At 57.1% G+C, this 24,880-nt stretch carries 23 protein-coding genes; 9 read left to right on the top strand and 14 right to left on the bottom strand.

Features of this window, described 5'->3' with window-relative positions; all coding sequences use genetic code 11:
• Window positions 1-105: 105 nt before the first annotated feature.
• The 4 genes from potA to potD are packed head-to-tail and all read left to right on the top strand — an operon-like array spanning window position 106 to window position 3,914.
• Window positions 106-1,254, top strand: a complete 1,149-nt coding sequence (potA, locus tag USG84_RS03170; protein WP_192845941.1) for a spermidine/putrescine ABC transporter ATP-binding protein PotA — start codon at window positions 106-108, stop codon at window positions 1,252-1,254.
• Window positions 1,238-2,095 carry a spermidine/putrescine ABC transporter permease PotB gene (gene potB, locus USG84_RS03165; protein ID WP_151413192.1) on the top strand — a complete coding sequence of 286 codons (858 nt, stop codon included), beginning with the start codon at window positions 1,238-1,240 and terminating at the stop codon, window positions 2,093-2,095. Before potA ends, potB begins: the two co-directional genes overlap by 17 nt.
• Window positions 2,092-2,883: a spermidine/putrescine ABC transporter permease PotC gene (potC, locus tag USG84_RS03160; RefSeq protein WP_061098552.1), complete on the top strand. Its 792-nt coding sequence runs from the start codon at window positions 2,092-2,094 to the stop codon at window positions 2,881-2,883. Before potB ends, potC begins: the two co-directional genes overlap by 4 nt.
• On the top strand, window positions 2,880-3,914 hold the full coding sequence (potD, locus tag USG84_RS03155; RefSeq protein ID WP_151413191.1) for a spermidine/putrescine ABC transporter substrate-binding protein PotD: 1,035 nt from the start codon (window positions 2,880-2,882) through the stop codon (window positions 3,912-3,914). The genes potC and potD overlap by 4 nt, the downstream gene beginning before the upstream one ends.
• Before the next feature lie 39 nt (window positions 3,915-3,953).
• On the opposite strand, the gene cobB is transcribed toward potD, so the two are convergent.
• The 5 genes from cobB to lolC are packed head-to-tail and all read right to left on the bottom strand — an operon-like array spanning window position 3,954 to window position 8,893.
• Window positions 3,954-4,775: a Sir2 family NAD+-dependent deacetylase gene (cobB, locus tag USG84_RS03150; protein WP_061098554.1), complete on the bottom strand. Its 822-nt coding sequence runs from the start codon at window positions 4,773-4,775 to the stop codon at window positions 3,954-3,956.
• Between the two features lie 14 nt (window positions 4,776-4,789).
• Complete coding sequence (gene nagK, locus USG84_RS03145; protein ID WP_151413190.1) at window positions 4,790-5,701, bottom strand: N-acetylglucosamine kinase; 912 nt, start codon at window positions 5,699-5,701, stop codon at window positions 4,790-4,792.
• Between the two features lie 54 nt (window positions 5,702-5,755).
• Window positions 5,756-7,000 carry a lipoprotein-releasing ABC transporter permease subunit LolE gene (gene lolE, locus USG84_RS03140; RefSeq protein WP_151413189.1) on the bottom strand — a complete coding sequence of 415 codons (1,245 nt, stop codon included), beginning with the start codon at window positions 6,998-7,000 and terminating at the stop codon, window positions 5,756-5,758.
• Window positions 7,000-7,701 carry a lipoprotein-releasing ABC transporter ATP-binding protein LolD gene (gene lolD, locus USG84_RS03135; RefSeq protein ID WP_008500772.1) on the bottom strand — a complete coding sequence of 234 codons (702 nt, stop codon included), beginning with the start codon at window positions 7,699-7,701 and terminating at the stop codon, window positions 7,000-7,002. The genes lolE and lolD overlap by 1 nt, the downstream gene beginning before the upstream one ends.
• On the bottom strand, window positions 7,694-8,893 hold the full coding sequence (lolC, locus tag USG84_RS03130) for a lipoprotein-releasing ABC transporter permease subunit LolC (RefSeq protein ID WP_061098557.1): 1,200 nt from the start codon (window positions 8,891-8,893) through the stop codon (window positions 7,694-7,696). The genes lolD and lolC overlap by 8 nt, the downstream gene beginning before the upstream one ends.
• 256 nt (window positions 8,894-9,149) lie before the next feature.
• On the opposite strand from lolC, the gene USG84_RS03125 reads away from it, so the two are divergent.
• The 3 genes from USG84_RS03125 (at window position 9,150) to ldtC (ending at window position 14,938) form a co-directional block, all read left to right on the top strand.
• Window positions 9,150-10,223 (top strand): acyltransferase family protein, encoded by a 1,074-nt coding sequence (locus USG84_RS03125; protein WP_061098558.1) that lies wholly within the window; start codon window positions 9,150-9,152, stop codon window positions 10,221-10,223.
• A 149-nt stretch (window positions 10,224-10,372) separates the two neighbouring features.
• Window positions 10,373-13,819, top strand: coding sequence for a transcription-repair coupling factor (mfd, locus tag USG84_RS03120; protein ID WP_253541571.1), 3,447 nt, complete (start codon window positions 10,373-10,375; stop codon window positions 13,817-13,819).
• Between the two features lie 153 nt (window positions 13,820-13,972).
• Window positions 13,973-14,938 (top strand): L,D-transpeptidase LdtC, encoded by a 966-nt coding sequence (gene ldtC / locus USG84_RS03115; RefSeq protein WP_253541569.1) that lies wholly within the window; start codon window positions 13,973-13,975, stop codon window positions 14,936-14,938.
• 73 nt (window positions 14,939-15,011) lie between these two features.
• On the opposite strand, the gene bhsA is transcribed toward ldtC, so the two are convergent.
• Window positions 15,012-15,269: a multiple stress resistance protein BhsA gene (bhsA, locus tag USG84_RS03110; protein WP_045630104.1), complete on the bottom strand. Its 258-nt coding sequence runs from the start codon at window positions 15,267-15,269 to the stop codon at window positions 15,012-15,014.
• 244 nt (window positions 15,270-15,513) lie between these two features.
• On the opposite strand from bhsA, the gene comR reads away from it, so the two are divergent.
• A complete protein-coding gene (gene comR / locus USG84_RS03105) occupies window positions 15,514-16,149 on the top strand; it encodes a TetR family copper-responsive transcriptional repressor ComR (protein ID WP_061098561.1) in 636 nt (211 codons plus the stop codon).
• A gap of 59 nt (window positions 16,150-16,208) precedes the next feature.
• Here comR and USG84_RS03100 read toward each other — a convergent pair whose 3' ends face one another.
• From USG84_RS03100 to hinT, 8 genes are all read right to left on the bottom strand, one after another.
• Window positions 16,209-16,748, bottom strand: coding sequence for a glycine zipper 2TM domain-containing protein (locus USG84_RS03100; protein ID WP_028012731.1), 540 nt, complete (start codon window positions 16,746-16,748; stop codon window positions 16,209-16,211).
• A gap of 193 nt (window positions 16,749-16,941) precedes the next feature.
• Window positions 16,942-18,246, bottom strand: a complete 1,305-nt coding sequence (locus USG84_RS03095) for an NAD(P)/FAD-dependent oxidoreductase (RefSeq protein ID WP_028012730.1) — start codon at window positions 18,244-18,246, stop codon at window positions 16,942-16,944.
• A 236-nt stretch (window positions 18,247-18,482) separates the two neighbouring features.
• Window positions 18,483-19,025 carry an alpha/beta hydrolase YcfP gene (gene ycfP / locus USG84_RS03090; protein ID WP_151413188.1) on the bottom strand — a complete coding sequence of 181 codons (543 nt, stop codon included), beginning with the start codon at window positions 19,023-19,025 and terminating at the stop codon, window positions 18,483-18,485.
• A 34-nt stretch (window positions 19,026-19,059) separates the two neighbouring features.
• The gene (gene nagZ, locus USG84_RS03085; protein WP_151413268.1) at window positions 19,060-20,085 is read right to left on the bottom strand and encodes a beta-N-acetylhexosaminidase; all 1,026 of its coding nucleotides are present in this window, start codon (window positions 20,083-20,085) and stop codon (window positions 19,060-19,062) included.
• Window positions 20,086-20,096: 11 nt separating this feature from the next.
• Entirely contained in the window at window positions 20,097-20,921 is an 825-nt protein-coding gene (thiK, locus tag USG84_RS03080; protein WP_151413187.1) for a thiamine kinase, read from the bottom strand.
• Window positions 20,902-21,546: a penicillin-binding protein activator LpoB gene (gene lpoB / locus USG84_RS03075; protein WP_151413267.1), complete on the bottom strand. Its 645-nt coding sequence runs from the start codon at window positions 21,544-21,546 to the stop codon at window positions 20,902-20,904. Before lpoB ends, thiK begins: the two co-directional genes overlap by 20 nt.
• Before the next feature lie 13 nt (window positions 21,547-21,559).
• Window positions 21,560-21,934 carry a YcfL family protein gene (locus USG84_RS03070; protein ID WP_061098564.1) on the bottom strand — a complete coding sequence of 125 codons (375 nt, stop codon included), beginning with the start codon at window positions 21,932-21,934 and terminating at the stop codon, window positions 21,560-21,562.
• 1 nt (window position 21,935) lies between these two features.
• Window positions 21,936-22,295: a purine nucleoside phosphoramidase gene (gene hinT / locus USG84_RS03065; RefSeq protein ID WP_006809243.1), complete on the bottom strand. Its 360-nt coding sequence runs from the start codon at window positions 22,293-22,295 to the stop codon at window positions 21,936-21,938.
• Window positions 22,296-22,636: 341 nt separating this feature from the next.
• On the opposite strand from hinT, the gene fhuE reads away from it, so the two are divergent.
• Window positions 22,637-24,826 carry a ferric-rhodotorulic acid/ferric-coprogen receptor FhuE gene (gene fhuE / locus USG84_RS03060; protein ID WP_253541563.1) on the top strand — a complete coding sequence of 730 codons (2,190 nt, stop codon included), beginning with the start codon at window positions 22,637-22,639 and terminating at the stop codon, window positions 24,824-24,826.
• Window positions 24,827-24,880 lie beyond the last annotated feature (54 nt).

Below are 24,880 nucleotides of genomic sequence, written 5' to 3'. Positions count from 1 at the left end.
GAATCAGTGACAAGGATTGGCGATTACGGGGGATTGCCGTAGAATGTCCGCCCTCATTACGAGTCACCAAGGTGGTTACACACAAACCCCGCTTCAGTCTGCTGCCTGAGGCGTCTATATGGGACAGCGCAAAAATTGAATACACAATCCCGTTCTCGTTCACCGCTGGTGCAACTGGAACGAATTCGTAAAAGCTTTGATGGCAAAGACGTCATTTCAGACCTCAACCTGACCATCAATGATGGTGAGTTTCTTACGCTGCTTGGCCCCTCCGGCTGCGGCAAAACCACCGTACTGCGCCTTATCGCCGGGCTGGAAAGCGTTGATAATGGCCGCATCCATCTTGAGAACCAGGACATCACCCAGGTTCCTGCCGAAGATCGCCACGTCAATACCGTTTTTCAGAGCTACGCTCTGTTCCCGCACATGACCGTGTTTGAGAACGTGGCGTTTGGCCTGCGGATGCAAAAAACCCCGGCTAATGAGATCGAACCGCGCGTCACCGAAGCTCTGCGCATGGTACAGCTGGAAGCGTTTGCCCAGCGAAAGCCCCACCAGCTCTCCGGCGGTCAGCAGCAGCGTGTGGCCATTGCCCGCGCAGTCGTCAATAAACCACGCCTGCTTCTGCTGGATGAATCCCTCTCCGCGCTGGACTACAAGCTGCGCAAGCAGATGCAGAACGAGCTGAAGGCGCTACAGCGCAAGCTCGGTATCACGTTCGTGTTTGTCACCCACGATCAGGAAGAGGCGCTGACCATGTCTGACCGCATCGTGGTGATGCGCGACGGCAAAATCGAGCAGGACGGTACGCCGCGTGAAATTTACGAAGAGCCGAAAAACCTGTTTGTCGCCAGCTTTATTGGCGAGATCAATATCTTCAACGCCACGGTGCTTGAGCGTCTGGATGCGCAGCGCGTTCGCGCGAACGTCGAGGGACGCGACTGCATTATCACCGTGAACTTTGCCGTCGAGAAAGGCCAAAAACTCAACGTCCTGCTGCGCCCGGAAGATCTCCGCGTTGATGAGATCCACGACGCGGCCGACGTCGAAGGTCTGATCGGTTACGTTCGCGAACGTAACTATAAAGGGATGACCCTCGAGTCCGTGGTTGAACTGGAGAACGGCAAAATGGTGATGGTCAGCGAATTCTTTAACGAGGACGACCCTGACTTTGACCACTCTCTTGACCAGAAAATGGTTATCAACTGGGTAGAAAGCTGGGAGGTTGTGCTGGCTGATGAAGAACACAAGTAAGTTCCAGAAGGTGGTGATTGCCACAATCGTCGGTTGGCTTGTGCTATTTGTCTTTTTACCCAACCTGATGATCGTTGCCACCAGCTTCCTGACCCGCGACGATGCAAACTTCGTTTCGCTGGTCTTTACGCTGGATAACTACGCGCGCCTGCTCGATCCGCTCTATTTTAACGTGCTGCTGCACTCGCTCAATATGGCGCTAATTGCCACCGTGGCCTGCCTGCTGCTGGGGTACCCTTTCGCATGGTTCCTGGCGGGACTGCCGCAAAAGGTGCGCCCGCTGCTGCTGTTTCTGCTGATTGTGCCGTTCTGGACCAACTCGCTGATTCGCATCTACGGGCTGAAAATCTTCCTCAGCACCAAAGGCTACCTCAATGAATTTCTGCTGTGGCTGGGGGTGATTGATACGCCGATCCGCATTATGTTCACCCCGAGCGCGGTGATCGTTGGCCTGGTCTATATCCTGCTGCCGTTTATGGTGATGCCGCTCTACTCCAGCATTGAAAAGCTGGATAAACCGCTGCTGGAAGCGGCAAAAGACCTGGGGGCCAGCAAGCTGCAGACCTTTATCCGGATTATCATTCCGCTGACCATGCCCGGCATTATCGCGGGCTGTCTGCTGGTGATGCTGCCTGCGATGGGCCTGTTCTACGTGTCGGACCTGATGGGCGGGGCGAAAAACCTGCTGATCGGTAACGTGATTAAGAGTCAGTTCCTCAACATCCGCGACTGGCCGTTCGGCTCCGCGACCAGCATTACGCTCACGGTGGTAATGGGCCTGATGCTGCTGGTCTACTGGCGCGCCTCACGCTTGCTGAATAAAAAGGTGGAGCTCGAATGATCGGTCGACTGCTTCGCGGCGGTTTTATGACCGCCATTTACGCTTACCTTTATATCCCGATTATCATTTTAATCGTGAACTCCTTTAACAGCTCGCGCTTCGGGATTAACTGGCAGGGCTTTACCACCAGCTGGTACAGCCTGCTGATGAACAACGACAGCCTGCTGCAGGCAGCCCAGCACTCGTTGACGATGGCGATCGTCTCCGCCACCTTCGCCACGCTGATTGGCTCCCTCACCGCCGTGGCGCTGTACCGCTACCGCTTTCGCGGCAAGCCGTTCGTCAGCGGCATGCTGTTTGTGGTGATGATGTCGCCGGACATCGTGATGGCCATTTCGCTGCTGGTGCTGTTTATGCTGCTGGGCGTACAGCTTGGCTTCTGGTCGCTGCTGTTTTCCCATATCACCTTCTGCCTGCCGTTTGTGGTGGTAACCGTCTACGCCCGCCTGAAAGGGTTCGACGTGCGCATGCTGGAGGCAGCGAAAGATCTGGGTGCCAGCGAAATGACCATCCTGCGCAAAATCATCCTGCCGCTGGCGATGCCTGCTGTCGCTGCCGGATGGCTGCTTAGCTTTACCCTGTCGATGGATGACGTCGTGGTCTCCTCATTCGTGACCGGGCCGAGCTACGAAATTCTGCCGTTGAAGATCTATTCAATGGTGAAAGTCGGCGTCTCACCGGAGGTGAACGCGCTGGCGACCATTCTGCTGGTGTTTTCGCTGGTTCTGGTGATCGCCAGCCAGGTTATTGCTCGTGATAAAACAAAACCTCAGGGGACAATGAAATGAAAAAAATGCTCGCCGCTGCGGCGCTGGTGCTTGGCATGGGTGCCGCGCACGCTGATGACAGCAAAACGCTCTACTTCTACAACTGGACCGAATACGTGCCGCCTGGCCTGCTGGAGCAGTTCACCAAAGAGACGGGCATCAAGGTTATCTACTCGACCTACGAGTCGAATGAAACCATGTACGCCAAGCTGAAAACCTACAAAGACGGCGCGTACGATCTGGTCGTTCCCTCCACCTACTTTGTCGACAAAATGCGCAAAGAGGGGATGATCCAGAAGATCGACAAAACGAAGCTAACCCATTTTTCAAACCTCGATCCGGAGATGCTCAACAAGCCGTTCGACCCGAATAACGACTACTCCATTCCGTACATCTGGGGCGCAACCGCTATTGGCGTGAACAGCGAGGCCATCGATCCGAAAACGGTCACCGGCTGGGCCGATCTGTGGAAACCGGAATACAAAGGCAGCCTGCTGTTAACCGACGATGCGCGCGAAGTGTTCCAGATCGCGCTGCGTAAACTTGGCTATTCCGGTAACACCACCGATCCGAAAGAGATCGAAGCGGCCTACAACGAGCTGAAAAAGCTGATGCCTAACGTGGCGGCATTCAACTCTGATAACCCGGCAAACCCGTATATGGAAGGCGAAGTAAATCTGGGGATGGTGTGGAACGGCTCTGCGTATGTTGCCCGCCAGGCCGGTACGCCGCTGGAGGTGGTCTGGCCGAAGGAAGGCGGGATCTTCTGGATGGACAGCCTCGCGATCCCGGCCAACGCGAAGAACGTGGACGGCGCGCTGAAGCTGATTAATTTCCTGCTGCGTCCGGACGTGGCGAAACAGGTTGCCGAGACGATTGGCTACCCGACGCCAAACATGGCCGCCCGCAAGCTGCTAAAGCCTGACGTGGCTAACGATAAGTCACTCTATCCGGATGCCGAAACCATCAGCAAAGGTGAATGGCAGAACGATGTAGGCGGCGCGAGCCGCCTTTACGAAGAGTATTATCAGAAGTTAAAAGCAGGTCGTTAATGCAATACGTAACGGGCGACGCAACGCCGCCCGTTACGCTTACAGCCCCTTCAGAAGCTTATCCACAAAGGCTGGCACCACCTCGCTCGCCAGGCCGTATTGCTTCTCTTCAAACTCGCTGCCCACCTGGCTTGGCTCCAAATTGAGCTCTACCGTATGCGCTCCGTGCAGTCGCGCTTCGTGAACAAACCCCGCCGCCGGGTAAACGTGTCCTGATGTGCCAATAGCGATAAACACGTCCGCCATCGCCAGCGCGCTGTAGATCTCATCCATCCCCAGCGGCATTTCGCCAAACCAGACCACGTGCGGACGCAGGCGCGACGGGAACTGGCAGCAGTGGCACTTATCCTCTGGCAGCACGTCCTCTTTCCAGTCCAGCACCTGGCCGCTCCAGGCGCAGCGAACCTTGAGCAGCTCACCGTGCATGTGGATGATGTTCTTGTTACCGGCCCGCTCGTGCAGGTTGTCAATATTCTGCGTCACCAGCAGAAAACGATCCCCGAGCGCCTCTTCCAGCTTCGCCAGCGCCATATGCGCCGCGTTCGGCGCAATCTCAGGCTGCTGAAGCTGCCGGCGGCGAGCGTTGTAAAACGCCTGCACGAGATCCGGATCGCGGGCAAAGCCTTCCGGCGTCGCCACGTCCTCGACGCGGTGCTCTTCCCACAGCCCGTCCGCTGCACGGAAGGTTTGAATTCCTGACTCGGCGGAGATCCCCGCGCCGGTCAGCACCACCACTCTGGGTTTATCCATCGCTTCTGGCATGATTCTGTCTCTGAAAAAGATCCGCTGGCGCAAGCGCTCTCGTAAGCGGCGTTTGTTTTTGCGAAAACGGCTGAGTCGACCCTGGCGACGCGACAGCATAAAGACCTCGTAAACTAATCGGTAAGATGAAGGAATGCGGCTCCGCGCATGCCTCCTGCGTCCCCGTGTCGCGCGCGTTCAATACGCGGCACGCGGGCGACCGGCAATAAATGTCGGGGCAGACGCCCGGACAACCGTTCCGTAATCGCAGTAAAGTTTGACAGCCCTCCCCCGATCACCAGCAGATCCGGGTCGACGATGGTGAGAATATTTCCCAGACACACCGCCAGCAGATCCAGATAGCGCTCAACGTGCTCACGCGCCTGCGCATCCCCCTGCTCCCACAGGGTAATGATTTGAGGGGCCTCAAGTTTCTGATGATAGAAGTGTTCGTAAAGCCATGCAAACCCGCGTCCTGAGAGATAGTTCTCGATACAGCCGTGCTGACCACAGCCGCAGCGGGTGAGCGGGAAATCACGCCCCACCACCTCCAGCGCATCCACCGGGAGGCGGATATGGCCAAACTCCCCGGTGATGTAGCTGCGCCCGGTAATCGGCTTGCCGTTGATCGCAAGCCCCCCGCCGACTCCGGTACCGAGGATCAGCCCCATCACCAGCGGATATTGGCGGAATTCATCGTCCCAGGCTTCAGAGAGGGCAAAGCAGTTGGCATCGTTATCTAAACGCACGTCGCGTTCAAGGAGGGCCGACAGGTCGGCGCGGAGCGGTTTACCGCTGGCGGCCGGCACGTTGGCGGCGTACAGCGTGCCGTCATCGGTTTCCGGCATCCCCGGAATGCCGATGCCGACGCTGCCCTTCACGCCGAAGCGTTCATCCGCCTGCGCCACCAGCGCGGCAATGGCGGTTAAAAATTCATCGTAGCTTTCGCGCGGCGTGGGAACGCGGGTCTCCCACTGCAGTTTGAGGTTTTTATCAAACACGCCGAGCGCAATCTTGGTGCCGCCAATATCAAATCCATAATACATAGTGCATTCCTCTTTCTGACATAGCGGCCTCAGGACCGCTACGCCATGACGTAATTACTGGCCACTTAATACCCTCGCCGGATCAATTCGGCTTGCGCGACGCGCCGGATACCAGCTTGCCAGCAGACTCAGTAAAAGTGCTGTAACCAGCACATAAAAAACGTCCAGCCAGTGCAGTTCAGACGGCAGGAAGTCAATAAAATAGATGTCACCGGACAGGAACTGGTGGCCGATAAGCTTTTCAATCCCGTTGATGATCGGCGTCAGCTGCAGGGAAACCACCACGCCAATCACCACGCCGCACAGGCTGCCGAACAGCCCTGCCAGCAAACCGTACCAGACGAAGATGGCGCGAATAAGACCGTCTTTTGCCCCGAGGGTACGCAGCACGGCGATGTCGCCGCTCTTGTCCTTAACCGCCATTACCAGCGTCGAGACGATATTAAAGCACGCTACGCCAATCACCAGCACCATCGCCAGATACATGATCGCGCGGATCATCTGGATATCACGGTACATATACCCGTAAGTGCCGATCCAGCTTTTGATATAGACGTAGTTATTGGTGACGCTGCCGGCATCACGCACCAGCTTGTTGGCGTTAAAGACGTCGTTCACCTTAATGGCAATGCCCGTCACGCTGTTGCCCATGTCGAGATACTGGCGCGCATCTTCCAGCGGAACCATCGCAAAGCTATGGTCAAGCTGGCCGCTCAGCTGGAGAATACCGGTGACGTGCAGGCGCACGCGCTTGGGCTGCTGTATTTTGTGGTCGGCGCTGGCGTTCGGGATCATAATTGATACCCAGTCGCCCTGCTTCACCTTCAGGGCATCGGCAACGCCTTTACCCATAATGATCTGCTGCTCGCCGGCCTTAAAGTTAGCCCACGCGCCGTTCTGGACATATTTCGGCAGCGCGCTGAGACGCTCCTCCTGCGCCGGGTTGACCCCTTTTACCTGAATGGCGCGCAGGTTTACCCCGCTCTCCACCAGCCCGGTAAAGTTGATGTAGGGCGCGGCTGCGGCAATGCCCGGTACTTTTTCCACTTTGGCGAGCGCATCGCTCCAGTTGGTCCACGGCTGGTTAACCGGCTCGATCTCCCCGTGCGGCACCACCGCCAGAATGCGGTTATTCAGCTCGCGCTCAAAGCCGTTCATGGCGCTTAAGCCGACAATCAGGACCGCCACGCCCAGCGCAATACCGATGGTGGAGATCACGGAGATCAGCGACACCATGCCGCCGCGACGGCGGCCGCGGCTAAAACGTAACCCGATGAGTAACGATAACGGTGACGCCATTACTCTGCCCCCATCAGGGTCAGTTCCGCATTCAGATGGCCGTCGCGCATCTCAAGCTGGCGACCCATGCGTTTTGCCAGCTGCAGATCGTGGGTCACCACCAGAAACGCGGTACCCTGAGAAGCGTTCAGCTCGCCGAGAAGCTGGAAGATACTGTCCGCATTGCGCGCGTCCAGGTTACCGGTCGGTTCATCCGCCAGCACCAGGCGCGGATTATTGACCAGCGCGCGGGCAATCGCCACGCGCTGGCGCTCGCCGCCGGACAGCTCCGACGGGCGGTGATTGCCACGGTGGCCCAGCCCTACCGCTTTCAGCATATCGCTGGCGCGGGCGTTAATTTCTGCCGGTTTCTTTTTGCCAATCAGCAACGGCATCGCCACGTTTTCCAGCGCCGTGAAGTCCGGCAGCAGGTGGTGGAACTGGTAGATAAAGCCCAGCTCGCGGTTACGCAGCTCGGCCTTCGCCGCAGAGGACATTTTGCTCATCGGCTGGCCGGAGAAGATCACGTCGCCGTTGGTTGGCGTGTCCAGCCCGCCCAGCAGGTGCAGCAGCGTACTTTTGCCGGAGCCGGAGCTGCCGACAATCGCCATCATCTCGCCCTCGCCCACGCTAAAGCTCACATTGTGCAGCACGTCGGTCTGCACAGTGCCTTCCTGATAGCGTTTGGACAGGTTGTCGCATTGCAACAGGATCTTATTCATAACGTAAAGCCTCAGCGGGTTGAGTGGCGGCAGCGCGCCAGGAAGGATAAAGCGTAGAAAGCAGCGCAATGGCCATCGCGGCCAGCGCAATACCGACCACCTGCAGCGGCTCGATAGCCACCGGCAGCGCCGCGCCGTCAAGCAGCGCGCCGATGATCGGCATCAAGTTGTTAAGCTGGCTGGCAAGCAGTGCGCCGAGCACGGCGCCCAGCAGCGCGCCGATAATGCCGGCACTGGCCCCCTGCACCATAAAGACCGCCATGATCTGGCGCGGCGTCAGCCCCTGGGTTTGCAGGATGGCAACCTCGCCCTGCTTCTCCATCACCATCAGGCCCAGCGAGGTGATGATGTTAAATGCAGCCACGGCGACGATCAGGCTCAGCAGCAGCCCCATCATGTTTTTTTCCATGCGCACGGCCTGGAACAGCTCGCCTTTACGCTCGCGCCAGTCCTGCCATTTGGTGCCGTCCGGCAATTTTTGCTGGCTGAGGGTATCGACCTTCAGCGGCTGATCGAGCCACAGGCGCCAGCCGGTGATATTCCCCGCCGGGTAACGCATCAGGCGTGAAGCATCCTGAATATTCACCAGCATCTGATAGCCGTCAACTTCGCTGTTGGCGGCAAAGGTACCAATTACGTTAAACAGGCGCTGGCTCGGCAGGCGCCCCATCGGCGTAAACTGGCTGGCCGACGGCACCATCACGCGCAGCTGGTCGCCACGGTTGACGCCAAGCTGCCCGGCAAGCTGCTCACCCAGAATCACGTTGTATTTTCCGGCTTCCAGATCGGTTTGCTTCACGTTAACCAGGAATGGCGTCAGCGGGTCTTTTTGCGCCGGGTCAATTCCCAGCATCACGCCCACCGCCACGCTGCGGGCACTTTGCAGCACCACGTCGCCCGTCGTGAGCGGCGCAACGCGCGTGACGCCCTGTAGCTTCGCCGCGCTTTCCGGCAGCTGTTGCGGGTTAACGGAACCGTTGGTTGAGGAGAGAACGGCCTGCGGCATCAGCCCCAGGATATTGTTTTGCAGCTCGCGCTCGAAGCCATTCATAACGGAAAGTACCGTCACCAGAGCCATCACGCCGAGCGTAATGCCAATAGTCGAAAGCCAGGAGACAAAGCGACCGAAGCGGTCCGCGGCGCGCCCACGCATGTAACGTAAGCCTATGAAGAGTGCGACAGGTTGATACATGAAGTCCGTCTGTTTGCTGATAGCAGACCCACGAGTATATAAGCGAATCCGTTAAGGGTAAATGACTGAAACCGTAAGCTTTGGTAATCATTTTTCCGATAAATTCAGATAAATCAGCGTGCTATTGGCTGAATCCTCACCTCGCAGCCTCCACCTTTTCCGAAAAACCTCCTGATACAGACTGTTACCCGTTACATCCCGGCTTCGTTTAACAACAATTGCTCGTTCGTTTATGGCAATAAGGTAGTCGCGAACAATGAAGCAAAAAGCATTATGGATTAACCAGATAAAAGGGCTGTGTATTTGCCTTGTGGTTATCTACCATTCGGTCATCACCTTTTACCCGCATCTGAGCGGGCTGCAACACCCGCTCTCCGGGCTCCTCGCCAAATGCTGGGTCTATTTTAACCTCTATCTCGCCCCGTTCCGGATGCCGGTCTTCTTCTTTATCTCCGGCTATCTGATCCGTCGTTATATTGATGAGGTAGACTGGCGCACCAGCCTCGACAAGCGGATCTGGAGCATTGTCTGGGTTCTGGCGCTGTGGGGGATCCTGCAATGGCAGGCGCTGACCCACCTGAACGCCTGGCTGGCGCCCGATCGCGAGCTTGCCACCTCGTCGAACGCGGCCTACGCCGATTCCCTGGCAGGATTTGTGCGGGGCATGCTCACCGCCAGCACCAGCCTGTGGTATCTGTATGCCCTGGTGGTCTATTTCACGCTGTGTAAACTGCTGAGCCGCTGGAAGCTGCCGGTACTTGGACTGCTTGCGCTGGCGAGCATCGCGATCAACTTTCTGCCGCTGCCGTGGTGGGGAATGAACAGCGTGGTACGCAACATGATCTACTACAGCCTGGGGGCGTGGTATGGCGTAGAGCTGATGGCGTGGATGAAAAGCTTTAACCTGCGCCGCACCTGGCTGGCTACCGGCGCTTTCGCGGCCGTCTCCGTCGTGCTGTGGTTTGCTAACGTTCCTCTCCTGCTTTCTCTGCTGTCGATTGTGTTAATCATGAAGCTGTTTTACAGCCTTGAGCAGCGCTATGCCGTGCATCCCAACAACCTGCTGAACGTGATTGGCTCAAACACCATTGCGATCTATACCACCCACCGCATCTTAATTGAGGCCTTCAGCCTGATCCTGATTGGCGAGATGAATGCAGCATACTGGCCGGTCTGGGCCGAGCTGTCCTTAATTCTGGTCTACCCGTTTGCCAGCCTGCTTATCTGTACCCTTGCCGGGCTCGGGGTGCGTAAAATCTCCACCGCCCTGTTCGGGGACGTTTTCTTCTCTCCTCCGTCTACGCGGACCCTGTCACCTTCCACGCGTTAATGCCCTCTCCGCCCCCGTTTTGGGGGCGTTTAGCCCTGCCGTGCGGTTACGATTTGCTTATGTAAAACGATCGAGGATAATAAAGACATTGCGTATCAGTGATATGCCCCAATACTGTTGGTATATCCATAAGAGACTCTGACATAGCCATGCCTGAACACTATCGTTATTCCTTGCCCGTCAAAGCGGGCGACCAGCGCCAGCTGGGTGAACTCACGGGCGCGGCGTGCGCCACGCTGGTGGCAGAAATCGCTGAGCGGCACCCTGGCCCGGTGGTGCTGGTTGCCCCGGATATGCAAAACGCCCTGCGCCTGCACGACGAAATCCGCCAGTTCACCGATAGCCTGGTGTTCAGCCTGGCCGACTGGGAAACGCTGCCTTATGACAGCTTCTCTCCGCATCAGGAGATCATCTCCTCGCGCCTGTCGACTCTGTATCAACTCCCGACCATGCAGCGCGGCGTGCTGATTGTGCCGGTGAATACCCTGATGCAGCGCGTCTGCCCGCACAGCTATCTGCACGGTCACGCGCTGGTGATGAAAAAAGGCCAGCGCCTGTCGCGCGACACCCTGCGCGACCAGCTTGACGGTGCAGGATATCGCCATGTCGATCAGGTCATGGAGCACGGAGAATATGCGACCCGCGGCGCGCTGCTCGACCTTTACCCGATGGGCAGCGACCAGCCGTATCGTCTGGATTTCTTTGATGATGAAATCGACAGCCTGCGCGTGTTCGATGCCGACACCCAGCGCACGCTGGAAGAGGTGGAATCCATCAATTTACTGCCTGCCCACGAGTTCCCGACGGACAAAACCGCCATCGAGCTGTTCCGCAGCCAGTGGCGCGACAGGTTCGACGTGAAGCGTGATGCAGAACATATCTATCAGCAGGTCAGCAAAGGTACGCTCCCGGCCGGGATCGAATACTGGCAGCCGCTGTTCTTCAGCGAGCCACTGCCTCCCCTGTTCAGCTACTTCCCGGCGAATACCCTGATTGTGAACACCGGCGATATCGACGCCAGCGCCAGCCGCTTTGAAAGCGAAACCCGCGCGCGCTTCGAAAACCGGGGCGTTGACCCGATGCGTCCGCTCCTGCCGCCGGAAGCGCTATGGCTGCGCACCGACGAGCTCAACGCCGAGCTTAAGCGCTGGCCGCGCATGCAGCTGAAAACCGATTCGCTTGCCGATAAGGCCGCCAACACCAACCTCGCCTTCCGCACGCTGCCGGACCTGGCCGTTCAGGCGCAGCAGAAATCGCCGCTGGATAATCTGCGCAAGTTTCTGGAGTCCTTTACCGGCCCGGTGGTCTTCTCCGTTGAGAGCGAAGGCCGCCGCGAAGCTTTAGGTGAGCTGCTGGGACGCATTAAGGTGGCGCCGAAGCGCATCCTGCGCCTGAGCGAAGCGACCGGAAACGGTCGTTACCTGATGATTGGCGCCGCCGAGCACGGGTTCATCGACACGCTCAACAACCTGGCGCTGATTTGCGAAAGCGACCTGCTGGGCGAGCGCGTCGCGCGCCGCCGTCAGGACAGCCGTCGGACCATCAACCCGGACACGCTGATCCGCAACCTGGCCGAGCTGCATCCGGGCCAGCCGATTGTTCACCTGGAGCACGGCGTTGGCCGCTATCAGGGGATGACCACGCTGGAAGCGGGCGGCATTAAAGGTGAGTACCTGATGCTGACCTACGCCAATGACGCCAAACTCTATGTACCGGTCTCGTCGCTGCACCTGATCAGCCGCTATGCGGGCGGCGCGGAGGAGAACGCGCCGCTGCACAAGCTGGGCGGCGACGCCTGGGCGCGCGCGCGCCAGAAGGCCGCGGAAAAAGTGCGCGACGTGGCGGCCGAGCTGCTGGACATCTATGCCCAGCGCGCGGCCAAAGAGGGCTTCGCCTTTAAGCACGACAAAGAACAGTACCAGCTGTTCTGCGACAGCTTCCCGTTTGAAACCACGCCGGATCAGGCCCAGGCTATTAACGCCGTGCTGAGCGACATGTGCCAGCCGCTGGCGATGGACCGCTTAGTCTGCGGCGACGTCGGCTTCGGCAAAACCGAAGTGGCGATGCGCGCCGCCTTCCTGGCGGTGGAAAATAACAAGCAGGTGGCGGTGCTGGTGCCGACCACCCTGCTCGCCCAGCAGCACTTCGACAACTTCCGCGACCGCTTCGCCAACTGGCCGGTGCGCATCGAGATGCTGTCGCGTTTTCGCAGCACCAAAGAGCAGACGCAGATCCTGGAGCAGGCAAGCGAAGGCAAAATTGACATTCTGATCGGTACCCACAAGCTGCTGCAAAGCGACGTGAAGTGGAAAGATCTGGGGCTGCTGATCGTCGACGAAGAGCACCGCTTCGGGGTGCGTCATAAAGAGCGCATCAAGGCGATGCGCGCGGACGTCGACATTCTGACCCTGACCGCCACGCCTATCCCGCGCACGCTGAACATGGCGATGAGCGGCATGCGCGATCTGTCGATTATCGCCACGCCGCCGGCGCGCCGTCTGGCGGTAAAAACCTTCGTCCGCGAGTACGACAATCTGGTGGTGCGCGAGGCGATCCTGCGTGAGGTGCTGCGCGGCGGCCAGGTGTATTACCTGTATAACGACGTTGAAAATATCCAGAAAGCCGCCGACAGGCTGGCGGAACTGGTACCGGAAGCGCGTGTTGCCATCGGTCACGGACAGATGCGCGAGCGCGAGCTGGAGCGGGTGATGAACGACTTCCACCACCAGCGCTTTAACGTGCTGGTGTGTACCACCATCATCGAAACCGGGATCGACATTCCGACCGCGAACACGATTATCATCGAACGCGCGGATCACTTTGGCCTGGCCCAGCTTCACCAGCTGCGCGGCCGCGTCGGGCGTTCGCACCATCAGGCCTACGCCTGGCTGCTGACGCCGCATCCGAAAGCGATGACCACCGACGCGCAAAAGCGCCTGGAAGCCATCGCCTCGCTGGAAGACCTCGGCGCAGGCTTCGCGCTGGCCACGCACGACCTGGAGATCCGCGGTGCGGGTGAACTGCTGGGTGAGGACCAGAGCGGCTCCATGGAGACCATCGGCTTCTCGCTCTATATGGAGCTGCTGGAAAACGCGGTTGACGCCCTGAAGGCCGGACGCGAGCCGTCTCTGGAAGATTTGACCAGCCAGCAGACCGAGGTTGAACTCCGCATGCCTTCCCTGCTGCCGGACGATTTCATTCCGGATGTGAATACCCGTCTCTCATTCTACAAACGCATCGCCAGCGCGAAGAATGAGAACGAGCTGGAAGAGATCAAAGTGGAGCTAATCGACCGCTTCGGCCTGTTGCCAGATGCGGCGCGTAACCTGCTGGATATCGCGCGCCTGCGCCAGCAGGCGCAGAAGCTGGGCATTCGCAAGCTTGAAGGCAACGAAAAAGGCGGCATGATTGAATTTGCCGAGAAGAACCACGTCAACCCGATGTGGCTGATCGGCCTGCTGCAAAAACAGCCGCAGCATTTCCGTCTTGATGGCCCGACGCGTCTGAAATTTACCCAGGAGCTGACGGAGCGTAAAACCCGCATGGACTGGGTGCGTAACTTTATGCGTCAGCTGGAAGAGAACGCCGTCGCGTAACTCGCCCTTCCCCCCCCGTTAGCGCAGTGCTGCCGGGGGGGACAATTTACAAACTCTTTGCACTTCACCCGATCTTCCCGACACACCCATTCGCCATAATTATCATTAACCCCTTATAAAACAATAACCTTATCATTTGTATGGATTATGGTGATGATGACCTCTTCGCGTTTTACCCGCTGGATAACCCTGTTTGCGCTGGCAGCCACCGTCGCGGTTGCGCTTCCTGCGCGAGCAAACACCTGGCCCCTTCCCCCGCTCGGCAGCAAGGTGGTGGGCGAAAACCGCTTTCATGTGGTTGAAAACAATGGTGGCTCACTGGAAGCAATAGCCAAAAAATATAACGTCGGTTTTCTGGCCCTGCTGCAGGCGAACCCCGGCGTCGACCCGTACGTTCCGCGCGCGGGCAGCGTACTGACCATCCCGTTACAGACTATCCTGCCGGACGCCCCGCGCGAGGGGATCGTGATTAACCTGGCGGAGCTGCGTCTGTACTATTACCCGCCGGGTAAAAATGAGGTCACCGTCTACCCTATCGGTATTGGTCAGCTGGGCGGCGATACGCTGACGCCAACGATGGTCACCACCGTCTCGGATAAACGCGCCAACCCAACCTGGACGCCGACGGCCAACATTCGCGCCCGCTATAAGGCCCAGGGCATCGAACTTCCTGCCGTGGTTCCGGCAGGCCCGGATAACCCGATGGGCCACCACGCGATCCGCCTTGCCGCATACGGCGGCGTTTACCTGCTGCACGGCACAAACGCGGATTTTGGCATCGGCATGCGCGTCAGCTCCGGCTGTATTCGTCTGCGCGATGACGATATCAAAACGCTGTTTAACGTGGTTACGCCGGGAACGAAGGTGAATATTATCAACACGCCGATTAAGGTCTCTGAAGAGCCAGGCGGCGTGCGGCTGGTTGAGATTCACCAGCCGCTATCGAAAAATATTGGCGACGATCCGCAGACGTTACCCATTAACCTGAATGCCGCGATGGTGAGCTTCAAAACGAATGCGAATACCGATAACCTGGTGATGGAGCGCGCGATGGAAGCGCGGTCAGGCATGCCGACCGATGTCACCCGGCATCACGATGTCGTCCAGCAGTCCATGTAAGACGGAAAGTAAAACGCCCTGCTTAGCAGGGCGTTTTTTATTGCAGTGGCATAAATGAGGGTTTATGCCCGGCTTATTTGTAGATGACAGCGGTGCCGTGCAGGGTGTTAGGACCGGTCACGGAGGTGATGCGGTAAGATTTTGCACCCATTGCTTCCGCTTTTTGTGCCAGCTGATCTTCCAGTGAGCTCAGGTTAGTCCCGGCAGACGCAGAGATCGTCCCGACTTTATGCTGATCGGCTGGAGTGGATTGTACCTGTACAGCAGCGAAGCTTGCGAAAGAGAGTGAACTCAGAACAGCAGCAGCGATGAGGGTTTTTACGTTTTTCATAATGTTTACCTTTGGCAGATGAATTTTTAGGTCGTTAGCTATTTAGTTAACGATCGATAGGTAAATCATAAATGTGATCCAGCTCACGCGTCAACATATTTTTATAACGAGCATTAATTAAATTTTAAAGTCGTTATTTTTCATACATATATGATTAATTTATTTTTAAGCATTCTGCACTGGTGGTGGGTTGCGTTTATTTTTATAATGGTCATTCAACAAACCAACAGAGGACCAACGGCAAATGACAACCGACGTCACGAGTTGTGCGAAGAAAAGCCGTGGCCGACCAAAAGTGTTTGACAGGGATGCAGCGCTTGATAAGGCCATGACTCTCTTCTGGCAACATGGGTATGAAGCGACCTCGCTTTCCGATCTGGTAGAAGCTACCGGAGCCAAAGCGCCGACGCTTTATGCTGAATTTACCAATAAAGAGGGGCTGTTCAGGGCGGTGCTGGACAGGTACATTTCGCGCTTTGCAGCGAAACACGAAGCCCAGCTATTTTGTGAAGAGAAAAGCGTGGAACAGGCGCTACGGGATTATTTCACCGCCGTTGCCACCTGTTTCACCAGTAAAGAGACGCCCGCGGGCTGCTTTATGATTAACACCTCTGCCACCCTGGCGGCAGCATCGAAAGAGATCGCCAATACGGTGAAATCGCGTCATGCGATGCAGGAGGAGACGCTCAGCGCATTTCTGGCTCAGCGCCAGCAGCGCGGTGAAATTCCCGCGCACTGCCAGCCTCAGATGCTGGCGCAGTACCTGAGCTGTATTTTGCAGGGAATGTCGATCAGCGCCCGTGAAGGGGCGACGCTCGAAAAACTGCAGAACATTTCCGACACCACGCTGCGCCTGTGGCCAGAACTGCTCAAAATCTGACGCAAAAAAAAGCTCCTCAGCCTGAGCGCTTGAGGAGCTAAGTTCAGAGAACATCTTTTTTACGCTTTGTTATTCAGTACCAGCTGGCCATTTCCGTCCAGTGGAATTTGGGTGCCCGGGTCTTTATCCATACGGATTTTGCCCTGCTGATCGCCAATCTTGTAGGTCACGTCATAACCCAGCATTTTTTCCGACTTGTCATAGACGGTTTTACAGCGCTGCTGGGTCGTGGTGTAGGTATCGTTATCCTGCATCGCGCCCTGCACTTGGTTACCGGCATAGCCGCCACCCAGCGCGCCGACTACGGTCGCGACATCTTTACCCCGGCCACCGCCAAACTGGTGACCAATCACCCCACCCGCTACCGCACCGAGAACAGAGCCGGCAATACGGTTTTCATCCTGTACCGGACGACGGTGGGTTACGGAGACGTTACGGCACTCCTGACGAGGGGTTTTTACGGTTTCTTTAATAGGCGTTGCGGAAACCACCTGCGCATACTGCGGGCCGCGATCTAAAACGTTGAGACTGGCAACAGCAGCCACACCTAACGCAGCTGCGACGCCGATCCCTATACCCGCCAACATTGATTTATTCACGGGACTTCCTCCTTTGTTGCTATTGGTAACAATTCTGCAATGGAGGCGCGGCTTCGCCAATAAGACAAAGGATCAAAAAGTGGGCATCGGGGAGAGATATATCGTGTTTAGGAGAACTCTTAGGCACCTAATCCACGACGAGCAGCATGATATGCTAAAAAATCCCTCCGGAGGGCCCGGAGGGAGTGAAAGATTAGTGCAGCTTCAGACGTGGACGAATGACGCGGTTGATTCTGCCCACCAGCATCATCAGGCCCGTTTTAAAGTAGCCGTGCAGCGCGATCTGGTGCATACGGTAAAGGGAGATATACACGAAGCGTGCAATGCGCCCTTCCACCATCATCGAGCCACGCATCAGGTTACCCATCAGGCTACCGACGGTAGAGAAGTTTGACAGCGATACCAGAGAACCGTGGTCTTTATAGACATAGGCCTTCATTGGCTTGCCTTTGTACTGCGCCAGAATGTTGTGCAGCACCAGGCTTGCCATCTGGTGAGCGGCCTGAGCACGCGGCGGCACGAAGCCCCCTTCAGGACGCGCGCAGGAGGCACAGTCACCAATAGCGAAGATTTCAGGGTCACGCGTGGTTTGCAGCGTTGGCTCCGTTACCAGCTGGTTAATGCGGTTCGTCTCCAGACCGCCGATATCTTTCATAAAGTCAGGCGCTTTGATACCTGCCGCCCAGACCATCAGATCCGCTTTGATGTACTCGCCGTCTTTGGTGTGCAGACCACCTTCGTCAGCGCTGGTCACCATGGTCTGCGTCAGTACGCGCACGCCCAGTTTAGTCAGTTCATTGTGCGCTGCGCCGGAAATGCGCGGAGGCAGCGCAGGCAGAATGCGTTCACCCGCTTCAACCAGCGTCACGTTCAGCGCTTCGTTGGTTAACCCTTTATAGCCGTAGCTGTGCAGCTGTTTCACCGCATTGTGCAGCTCCGCGGACAGCTCAACACCCGTCGCGCCGCCGCCGACAATGGCAATGTTAACCTTGCCATTCGCACCCAGATTGCTGGTGTACTTCAGGAACAGGTTCAGCATTTCCTGGTGGAAACGACGCGCCTGGTGCGGGTTATCGAGGAAGATACAGTGCTCTTTCACGCCCGGCGTGTTGAAATCGTTAGAGGTACTGCCGAGCGCCATCACCAGCGTGTCATACGCCAGCTTGCGCTCGGGGACCAGCAGCTCGCCTTTTTCATCACGCAGCTCGGCCAGGGTAATGGTTTTGCTTTCACGGTTGATGTCCACCACCGAGCCCAGCTGGAACTGGAAATGATGGTTGCGCGCGTGCGCCAGATAGCTCAGCGCGTCCACGCCCTCATCCAGCGAGCCGGTCGCCACTTCGTGCAGCAGCGGCTTCCACAGGTGGCTGTGGTTACGATCCACCAGCGTGATTTTGGCTTTTTTACCGCGCCCCAGCTTCTTGCCCAACTGTGTGGCCAGCTCCAGCCCGCCGGCACCACCGCCTACAATCACTATCTTTTTCAATGGCGTAGTCAACGTGACCCCCTCAAATTATTAACCAATTGTTAATTAAAAGTTATAAAAATAACCCTTAATTAACAACAGGTTACAGCACTGAAACCATTCAGGTGCATTGAGAATATCACGTCAGGCGCATTGGTCATACCAAAATTGATATGCATCAAGTTTTGATGGCTTAAAAGTAGACAATTCTGGACAAAAAGAAACCCGGTGCGTGTTCACGACCGGGTTTCTGAAGCGGCAGGCTGGGTTTAGCCCAGCGTTTTAAAGGCCTTGATGCGCTGGAGGTGCGGAGAGATATTCTTAAACTTGTGGGTCTGCTCTTCGTCCCAGACGATCTCGTAATAGTGATGCAGCAGCTCTGCGGTCCGGTGGCTGTTGAGAGCCTCATCATTACGCGAGAGGATCGCCAGACAGCGATCGCGGTTTTTCTCACGGAAGTTGCTCACGCACTTGGTCGCAATATCGACATACTCTTCCGGGCGGTCAATTTTGCCTTCCATGTTCTCATTCGGGAAAAGGTTAGGATTGAAGACCACCTGGCGAATGTCGCACAGGAAGCCAATCCGCTCCGCCCAGTAGCCGCCCAGCCCCACGCCGCAAATCAACGGGCGATCGTCGACGTTAAGCTGCAGCATCTTATCCACCTCTTTGAGCAGATGCTGCATATCATGCTTCGGATGGCGCGTACTGTAGCTAATCAGCCGTACATCGGGATCGATAAACTGCAGCTGCAGCACCTTCTCATGATTACCAGGACTGTTTGAGTCAAAACCGTGTAAATAGATGATCATCGTCTTCTCACCACGCTACGCCTTCCGGGAGGGTTTACAGGCTGGCTTTGTGTGCCTGCCAGCGCTCGTTCAGGTCTTCAAGCCGGGCGTTGACCGACTTCCAGCGCGCCGAATCCATCAGCTCCTGACGGCTAAATGAACCTTTATGATACAAATGCGTAACACGCTCTGCATTGATCGGTGACAGGTTATCCAACACGCTAACGGCACCTTTACGATTATTGCAGACCAGGATCATATCGCAACCTGCGTCCAGCGACGCCTGGCCGCGTTCCGCGTAGCTGCCCATAATTGCCGCCCCTTCCATCGACAAATCGTCGGAGAAAATGACGCCGTTGAAGCCCAGCTCCTGGCGCAGAACGGTTTTCAGCCAGTGCGGGGAGCCGCTGGCAGGGCGCGGATCGACGTCGCTGTAAATCACGTGCGCCGGCATGATGGCGTCCAGCTTGTTATCGGTGATAAGCGAGCGGAACACCGACATATCTTTGGCGCGAATTTCCTCTTCCGGACGCGGGTCGCGCGGCGTCTCTTTATGGGAATCCGCCGTCACCGCCCCGTGGCCCGGGAAGTGTTTCCCGGTGGTTTTCATTCCCGCCTCGTGCATCCCGTCGATAAACCGGGTCGCCATTGCCAGCGCAATACGCGGATCTTCATGGTATGAGCGCTCGCCAATCGCGGCGCTGATGTGGCCCACGTCCAGTACCGGAGCAAAGCTGATATCGATATCCATGGCGATCATTTCACTGGCCATCAGCCAGCCGGCTTCCTGCGCCAGTTTCCCACCCTCTTCCGTGCCGAGCAGCGCGGCAAAAGACTGGGCTGCCGGCAGGCGGGTAAAACCGTCGCGAAAACGCTGCACGCGGCCACCCTCCTGATCGACGGCCACCACCAGATGATTGCGCGACGCGGCGCGGATCTGGCGCACCAGTTCCCGCAGCTGCGCCGGATCGTGATAGTTGCGGGTAAACAGGATCAGGCCGCCCACCAGCGGATGCGCCAGAATTTCACGCTCCTCCGCATCCAGCTCAAACCCTTCTACATCCAACATGACTGGACCCACACTCACCTCTCTTATCCTTTAGTTTGTAACTGGCGCCAGGCATCGTCTGCCAGCGCAATAAATTGTTTATCTCTGGACTGCTGCAAACGCATCTCAAACCAGCCCGCCATCAGCATGATGACCCAGGGCCGCCAGCGCCTCACCTGGCGGGCCAGCGCATCGGCGTCAACGTGCGCCACTCTGGCATATTCTCTGATGAGTTTCTGCCGCGCGGCTTCACTGTCCGTCCAGACCGCGGCCAGCTCCAGCGCCACATCGCCATCTCCGGCATATTCCCAGTCGATAAGCCTGGCTCCCTGTGGCGTATGCACGATGTTCCCGGCGTGCACATCCATATGTAACGGCGAGAGCCGAATCGGTTGCGGCTCGCCCGCTTTACGCAGCCGTTTGAGATGCGCAAGCCACACCGGGGTACGTCTTGCTGGAGAGGCTTGTTGCCAGTAGTTTTCCAGCAGCGGAAGTAAGGCGATTCGCCACCCCAGACGCTGTTGCTGGTGCAGATGATACAGCATCGCCGCAAGCGCTGGGGTGTCCGGCAGCGCGCTTTTCACCTCCCCCTCCAGATAGTCAACGGCCATCCAGCCCTGCTTGAAAAAACGGGGTTCAGGCACGAGATCCGATGGAAGACGTTTGAGAGCGCGAAACTGACGGCGAAACTGGAAAGCCGGGGCGAAGGGATCGTGGTTCTGCCGCAGGACCAGACGGTGCGCGCCCTGCGCTATAATGCAACTCGCGCCGCTAAGCCCGGAGTGGGCCTGCGGCGCGATAAGGCGGTACTGTGGAAAATAACGCGTCAGAATCTCTTCACGCGTGGTGTCATTGTTGCGTAACCGCACCTTTACCTGACCAGATAATTTCGCCTGTCTGAACCAGCATCAGCTGCATCTGCAGGGCTGGGGTATTCACGTTACCGGTCGCGTTAGAGTACAGCACATACTGGGCGCCAACGTTGCGGGCAATGCCAATCGCCTTGCTGCGGGTGCCGAGGCTATCCTGCGGCGACAGCCCCAGCTGCTGTTTGGCTAACGCGAGCTGCTGAGCAGAGACCAGCGTAAACTTACCGTTGTTTGCCAGCGCGTTGCGCAGCGTTTCTGTCGCTTCGCCCGCGTTCAGCGAACCGTTGGTGCGGTTATTCACGCTATCGACCAGCAGTACGCTGCCTGCCGTCACGCCCTGAGCCTGCAGCATTTTACCGACCATCGGCTGCATCGCACCGTTCCAGTCGTAATGGCGCACGCGCGGCGCAGGCTGTGACGTCTGGTCCTGATGCTCTATCGGGCCAGGCTGTGCCGGAATAGACGGTACAGACGGCACGGTTGGCTGGGTCTGCGTTGGTGGTGTCGGCTGCTCGGTACCCGGCTTTGCCTCTTCCACGGGAGCTGGCTGTTCTGTACGGGTCACACACCCTGCGAGGAACAGCGCGAATGCGGTCACGAGCGCATAACGGCTCATATTTTTAATCAAGGTTCACCCCTTAGAGATAAAGATAAAGTCTCACCTTATGCGCACCCAGATAGCTGGCGCTGTCATAGAGCGTTACCGACGACCTTGCCGGAAGAGTGACGCTGCGCGGCGCCTCCAGCGGGTGCATCTCAAGACCTCTTACGTCATACCAGAAGAAACGGTAGTGGACCGTCACCGGTTCATTTCTTTCGTTAAAGAGCGTAGAGGAGGCAGAAGATTTAATTTCACTGATGGTCAGCGCGGGCTGTTGCGCCGTGATGCCCGCAGCCAGCACGGAGGATTCCATTACCAGCGTCTGTTCATCGCTGACGGGGATCGCCGGACGCGTGCTGCACCCCACAATCATCATCGTCATTACCAGCGCTGCAATACGCCCTTTAAACATGTTACAGACCTTTGTGAGCCAGCATCGGTCCCAGCGGACGTCCACCCAGCAGATGCATGTGAATATGATAAACTTCCTGGCCGCCATGACGATTACAGTTCATGATCAGACGATAGCCGTCTTCCGCTATACCTTCCTGCTCGGCAATTTTCGCAGCCACCGTCAGCATACGACCTAACGCCACTTCGTGCTCGGTTTTTACGTCGTTTACGGTAGGAATCAGAATATTGGGAATGATAAGGATGTGTGTCGGTGCCTGAGGGGAAATGTCCCGGAAAGCAGTTACCAGTTCATCCTGATAGACGATATCCGACGGGATTTCGCGGCGAATAATTTTACTGAAAATCGTTTCTTCAGCCATGACCTTTTCCTTTTTTGTTAGGTGCGTCCGCTGTTAACACACTCTCTGGAGGACTGTGTGACACAATTCAAGAGTATGAGCGAGTTTCTCCTGTCCTTTCAACCTTCTCCCCCGAATTCTTTGCTGAATATTCATCAGCTGACTGAAGAGTGACCGCTCGCGCGCCTTAACGGGCTGAAACATTATTTCAGTTTCGCATGACACATCTGTTTACAGCATTAATAGCAATGCGTATATTTCGCATTTGCATTTTCATGCGCATTTTTAACATAGAAAACGACGTCAGACCGTGTCAGCGGGACTGATGCAGCTCACCTTCATCGTTCATTAAGGGTTTGATAATGTCTTTCAATCATCACACCAGGGATGGGCAACGTCAGCCTGTCGCAACGCCTTCGTTGCTGGCAGCCTGTATTGCCATGGCATTGATGCCAGCCGTGAGTTTTGCCGCCGCCACGGGCGAAGATACCGTTGTGGTTGAGGGCGGTTTCGATAGCGCCCCGGATGCCGCCAGCGGGCAGGATCGGGATTACAGCGTAAAGACCACCACCACGGGGACCAAACTACTCCTCGTGCCACGCGATATCCCACAGTCCGTTAGCGTCATTAGCCAACAGCGCATGGCGGATCAAAATCTGCAGTCTATCGGCCAGGTGTTAACCAACACGACTGGCGTAACGGCGCAGGTGCAGGACAGCGACCGTACCGTATTTTACTCGCGCGGATTTTTCGTTAGTAACTACGCCTTTGACGACCTGCCAACCTCCATCAGCGAGGTGTGGAACTTCGGCGACACCGCCGCCGATACCGCGATTTACGACCGTATCGAAGTGGTTCGCGGCGCGACCGGGCTGATGTCCGGCACCGGCAACCCGGCGGCGTACGTCAATATGGTGCGTAAGCATGCGGATAGCAATGAATTCAAAGGCAATGTCTCGGCCAGCTACGGCAGCTGGGATAAGCAGCGCTACGTGCTGGATCTCCAGGCACCGCTGGTAGAGTCCGGGAAGGTACGGGGACGCCTGATTACGGGCTACCAGGACAACGACAGCTTCGTGGACAACTACCACTACCGGAAGAAATTCCTCTACGGCGTGGTGGATGCGGACGTCACCGACAGCACCACCCTCTCTGTGGGCTATGAATATCAGGAAAGCCACACCGCCGATCCGACCTGGGGCGGATTGCCGACCTGGTACAGCGACGGCAGTAAAACCGACTACAATCGCAGCCAGACCGTCGCGCCTGACTGGGCCTACTCGGACAAGGACAGCACCCGCATCTTCGCTAACCTGACCCAGCGTTTCGACAACGGCTGGGAAGCGCACGTCAACGGCATGCACGCGGAGACCAACTTCGACAGCAAGCTGATGTATATGTCCGGCTATCCGGATAAAGAGACCGGTGCGGGCATGGTGGGCTACGGCGGCTGGAACAGAGGTGAACGCAAACAGGATGCGGTTGATGCCTTCCTGCGCGGCGGCTTCGATCTTTTTGGCCGCCAGCATGAGATGATGTTTGGCGGCAGCTTCAGCCGACAGCGCAACCACTATGACAACAGAATGCCGGATGCCCTGTACGGCATGGTGGACGTGGGGAACTTCAAAAACTGGAACGGAAATATCGCCGATCCGCAGTGGACGCCGTGGAAGCTCTACAGCCAGGACGACATTCGCCAGTCCTCAGCGTATACCTCCGCCCGCTTCTCGCTGGCCGACCCGCTGCACCTGATCCTCGGGGCGCGCTACACCAACTACAACATTCGCTATAACCCGGCGGGCTCTCCTGATACCCGGCTGGAAAGCACCAAAGATGACGTAACGCCTTACGCGGGCCTGGTCTACGATATCAGCGAAGACTGGTCGACCTACGTCAGCTATACCTCCATCTTCCAGCCGCAGGACAAGCGTGACGCCAGCGGACGCTATCTCGATCCAACCACGGGCAAAAGCTACGAAGCCGGCGTAAAGGCAGACTGGTTCAATACCCGTCTGACCACCTCGCTGGCGATTTTCCGCATTGAGCAGGATAACGTGGCGAGCAACACCTATACCTACATGCCGAGCGGTGAGTCGATTTATGAATCGCTGGACGGCGTGGTCAGCAAAGGGATTGAGTTCGAGCTAAACGGCGCCCTGACCGATAACTGGCAGCTGACGTTCGGCGCGACCCGCTACATTGCAGAAGATAAGAACGGCAACGCTGTCAGTTCCGATCAGCCGCGCACGACGATGAAGCTGTTTACCCGTTATCAACTGCCAATGCTGCCGGCGCTGACGGTGGGCGGTGGCGTAAACTGGCAGAACAAAGTGTGGACGGATGTGGACGGCGGCCCGGCGGGACAATCCCGCGCAGAGCAAGGCAGCTACGGGCTGGTTAACCTGTTCAGCCGCTATCAGGTCACCAAAGATTTTGCTGTTCAGGCGAACGTTAACAACCTGTTCGACAAAGAGTATTACGATTACGTCGGCTCTTACGTGGTTTATGGCACACCGCTTAACGTCTCGGTGAGCGCAAGCTACGACTTCTGAGTGTTGGCACGACAAACCACAGCAATAAAAAAGGCAGCCATTCGGCTGCCTTAG

The sequence above is a fragment of the Enterobacter sp. 168J2 genome (assembly GCF_034107265.1).
Lineage (GTDB): Bacteria > Pseudomonadota > Gammaproteobacteria > Enterobacterales > Enterobacteriaceae > Enterobacter > Enterobacter nematophilus.
This window is presented reverse-complemented; position numbering and strand designations above follow the sequence as displayed.

What these genes read in the sequence shown, in the direction of transcription:
- hinT (WP_006809243.1), bottom strand. Translation starts at nt 22,295, where the DNA reads ATGGCTGAAGAAACGATTTTCAGTAAAATTATTCGCCGCGAAATCCCG.
- potB (WP_151413192.1), top strand. Translation starts at nt 1,238, where the DNA reads ATGAAGAACACAAGTAAGTTCCAGAAGGTGGTGATTGCCACAATCGTC.
- cobB (WP_061098554.1), bottom strand. Translation starts at nt 4,775, where the DNA reads ATGCTGTCGCGTCGCCAGGGTCGACTCAGCCGTTTTCGCAAAAACAAA.
- nagK (WP_151413190.1), bottom strand. Translation starts at nt 5,701, where the DNA reads ATGTATTATGGATTTGATATTGGCGGCACCAAGATTGCGCTCGGCGTG.
- potD (WP_151413191.1), top strand. Translation starts at nt 2,880, where the DNA reads ATGAAAAAAATGCTCGCCGCTGCGGCGCTGGTGCTTGGCATGGGTGCC.
- lolE (WP_151413189.1), bottom strand. Translation starts at nt 7,000, where the DNA reads ATGGCGTCACCGTTATCGTTACTCATCGGGTTACGTTTTAGCCGCGGC.
- ldtC (WP_253541569.1), top strand. Translation starts at nt 13,973, where the DNA reads ATGATGACCTCTTCGCGTTTTACCCGCTGGATAACCCTGTTTGCGCTG.
- lolC (WP_061098557.1), bottom strand. Translation starts at nt 8,893, where the DNA reads ATGTATCAACCTGTCGCACTCTTCATAGGCTTACGTTACATGCGTGGG.
- fhuE (WP_253541563.1), top strand. Translation starts at nt 22,637, where the DNA reads ATGTCTTTCAATCATCACACCAGGGATGGGCAACGTCAGCCTGTCGCA.
- USG84_RS03125 (WP_061098558.1), top strand. Translation starts at nt 9,150, where the DNA reads ATGAAGCAAAAAGCATTATGGATTAACCAGATAAAAGGGCTGTGTATT.
- bhsA (WP_045630104.1), bottom strand. Translation starts at nt 15,269, where the DNA reads ATGAAAAACGTAAAAACCCTCATCGCTGCTGCTGTTCTGAGTTCACTC.
- USG84_RS03070 (WP_061098564.1), bottom strand. Translation starts at nt 21,934, where the DNA reads ATGTTTAAAGGGCGTATTGCAGCGCTGGTAATGACGATGATGATTGTG.
- ycfP (WP_151413188.1), bottom strand. Translation starts at nt 19,025, where the DNA reads ATGATCATCTATTTACACGGTTTTGACTCAAACAGTCCTGGTAATCAT.
- lolD (WP_008500772.1), bottom strand. Translation starts at nt 7,701, where the DNA reads ATGAATAAGATCCTGTTGCAATGCGACAACCTGTCCAAACGCTATCAG.
- potC (WP_061098552.1), top strand. Translation starts at nt 2,092, where the DNA reads ATGATCGGTCGACTGCTTCGCGGCGGTTTTATGACCGCCATTTACGCT.
- mfd (WP_253541571.1), top strand. Translation starts at nt 10,373, where the DNA reads ATGCCTGAACACTATCGTTATTCCTTGCCCGTCAAAGCGGGCGACCAG.
- comR (WP_061098561.1), top strand. Translation starts at nt 15,514, where the DNA reads ATGACAACCGACGTCACGAGTTGTGCGAAGAAAAGCCGTGGCCGACCA.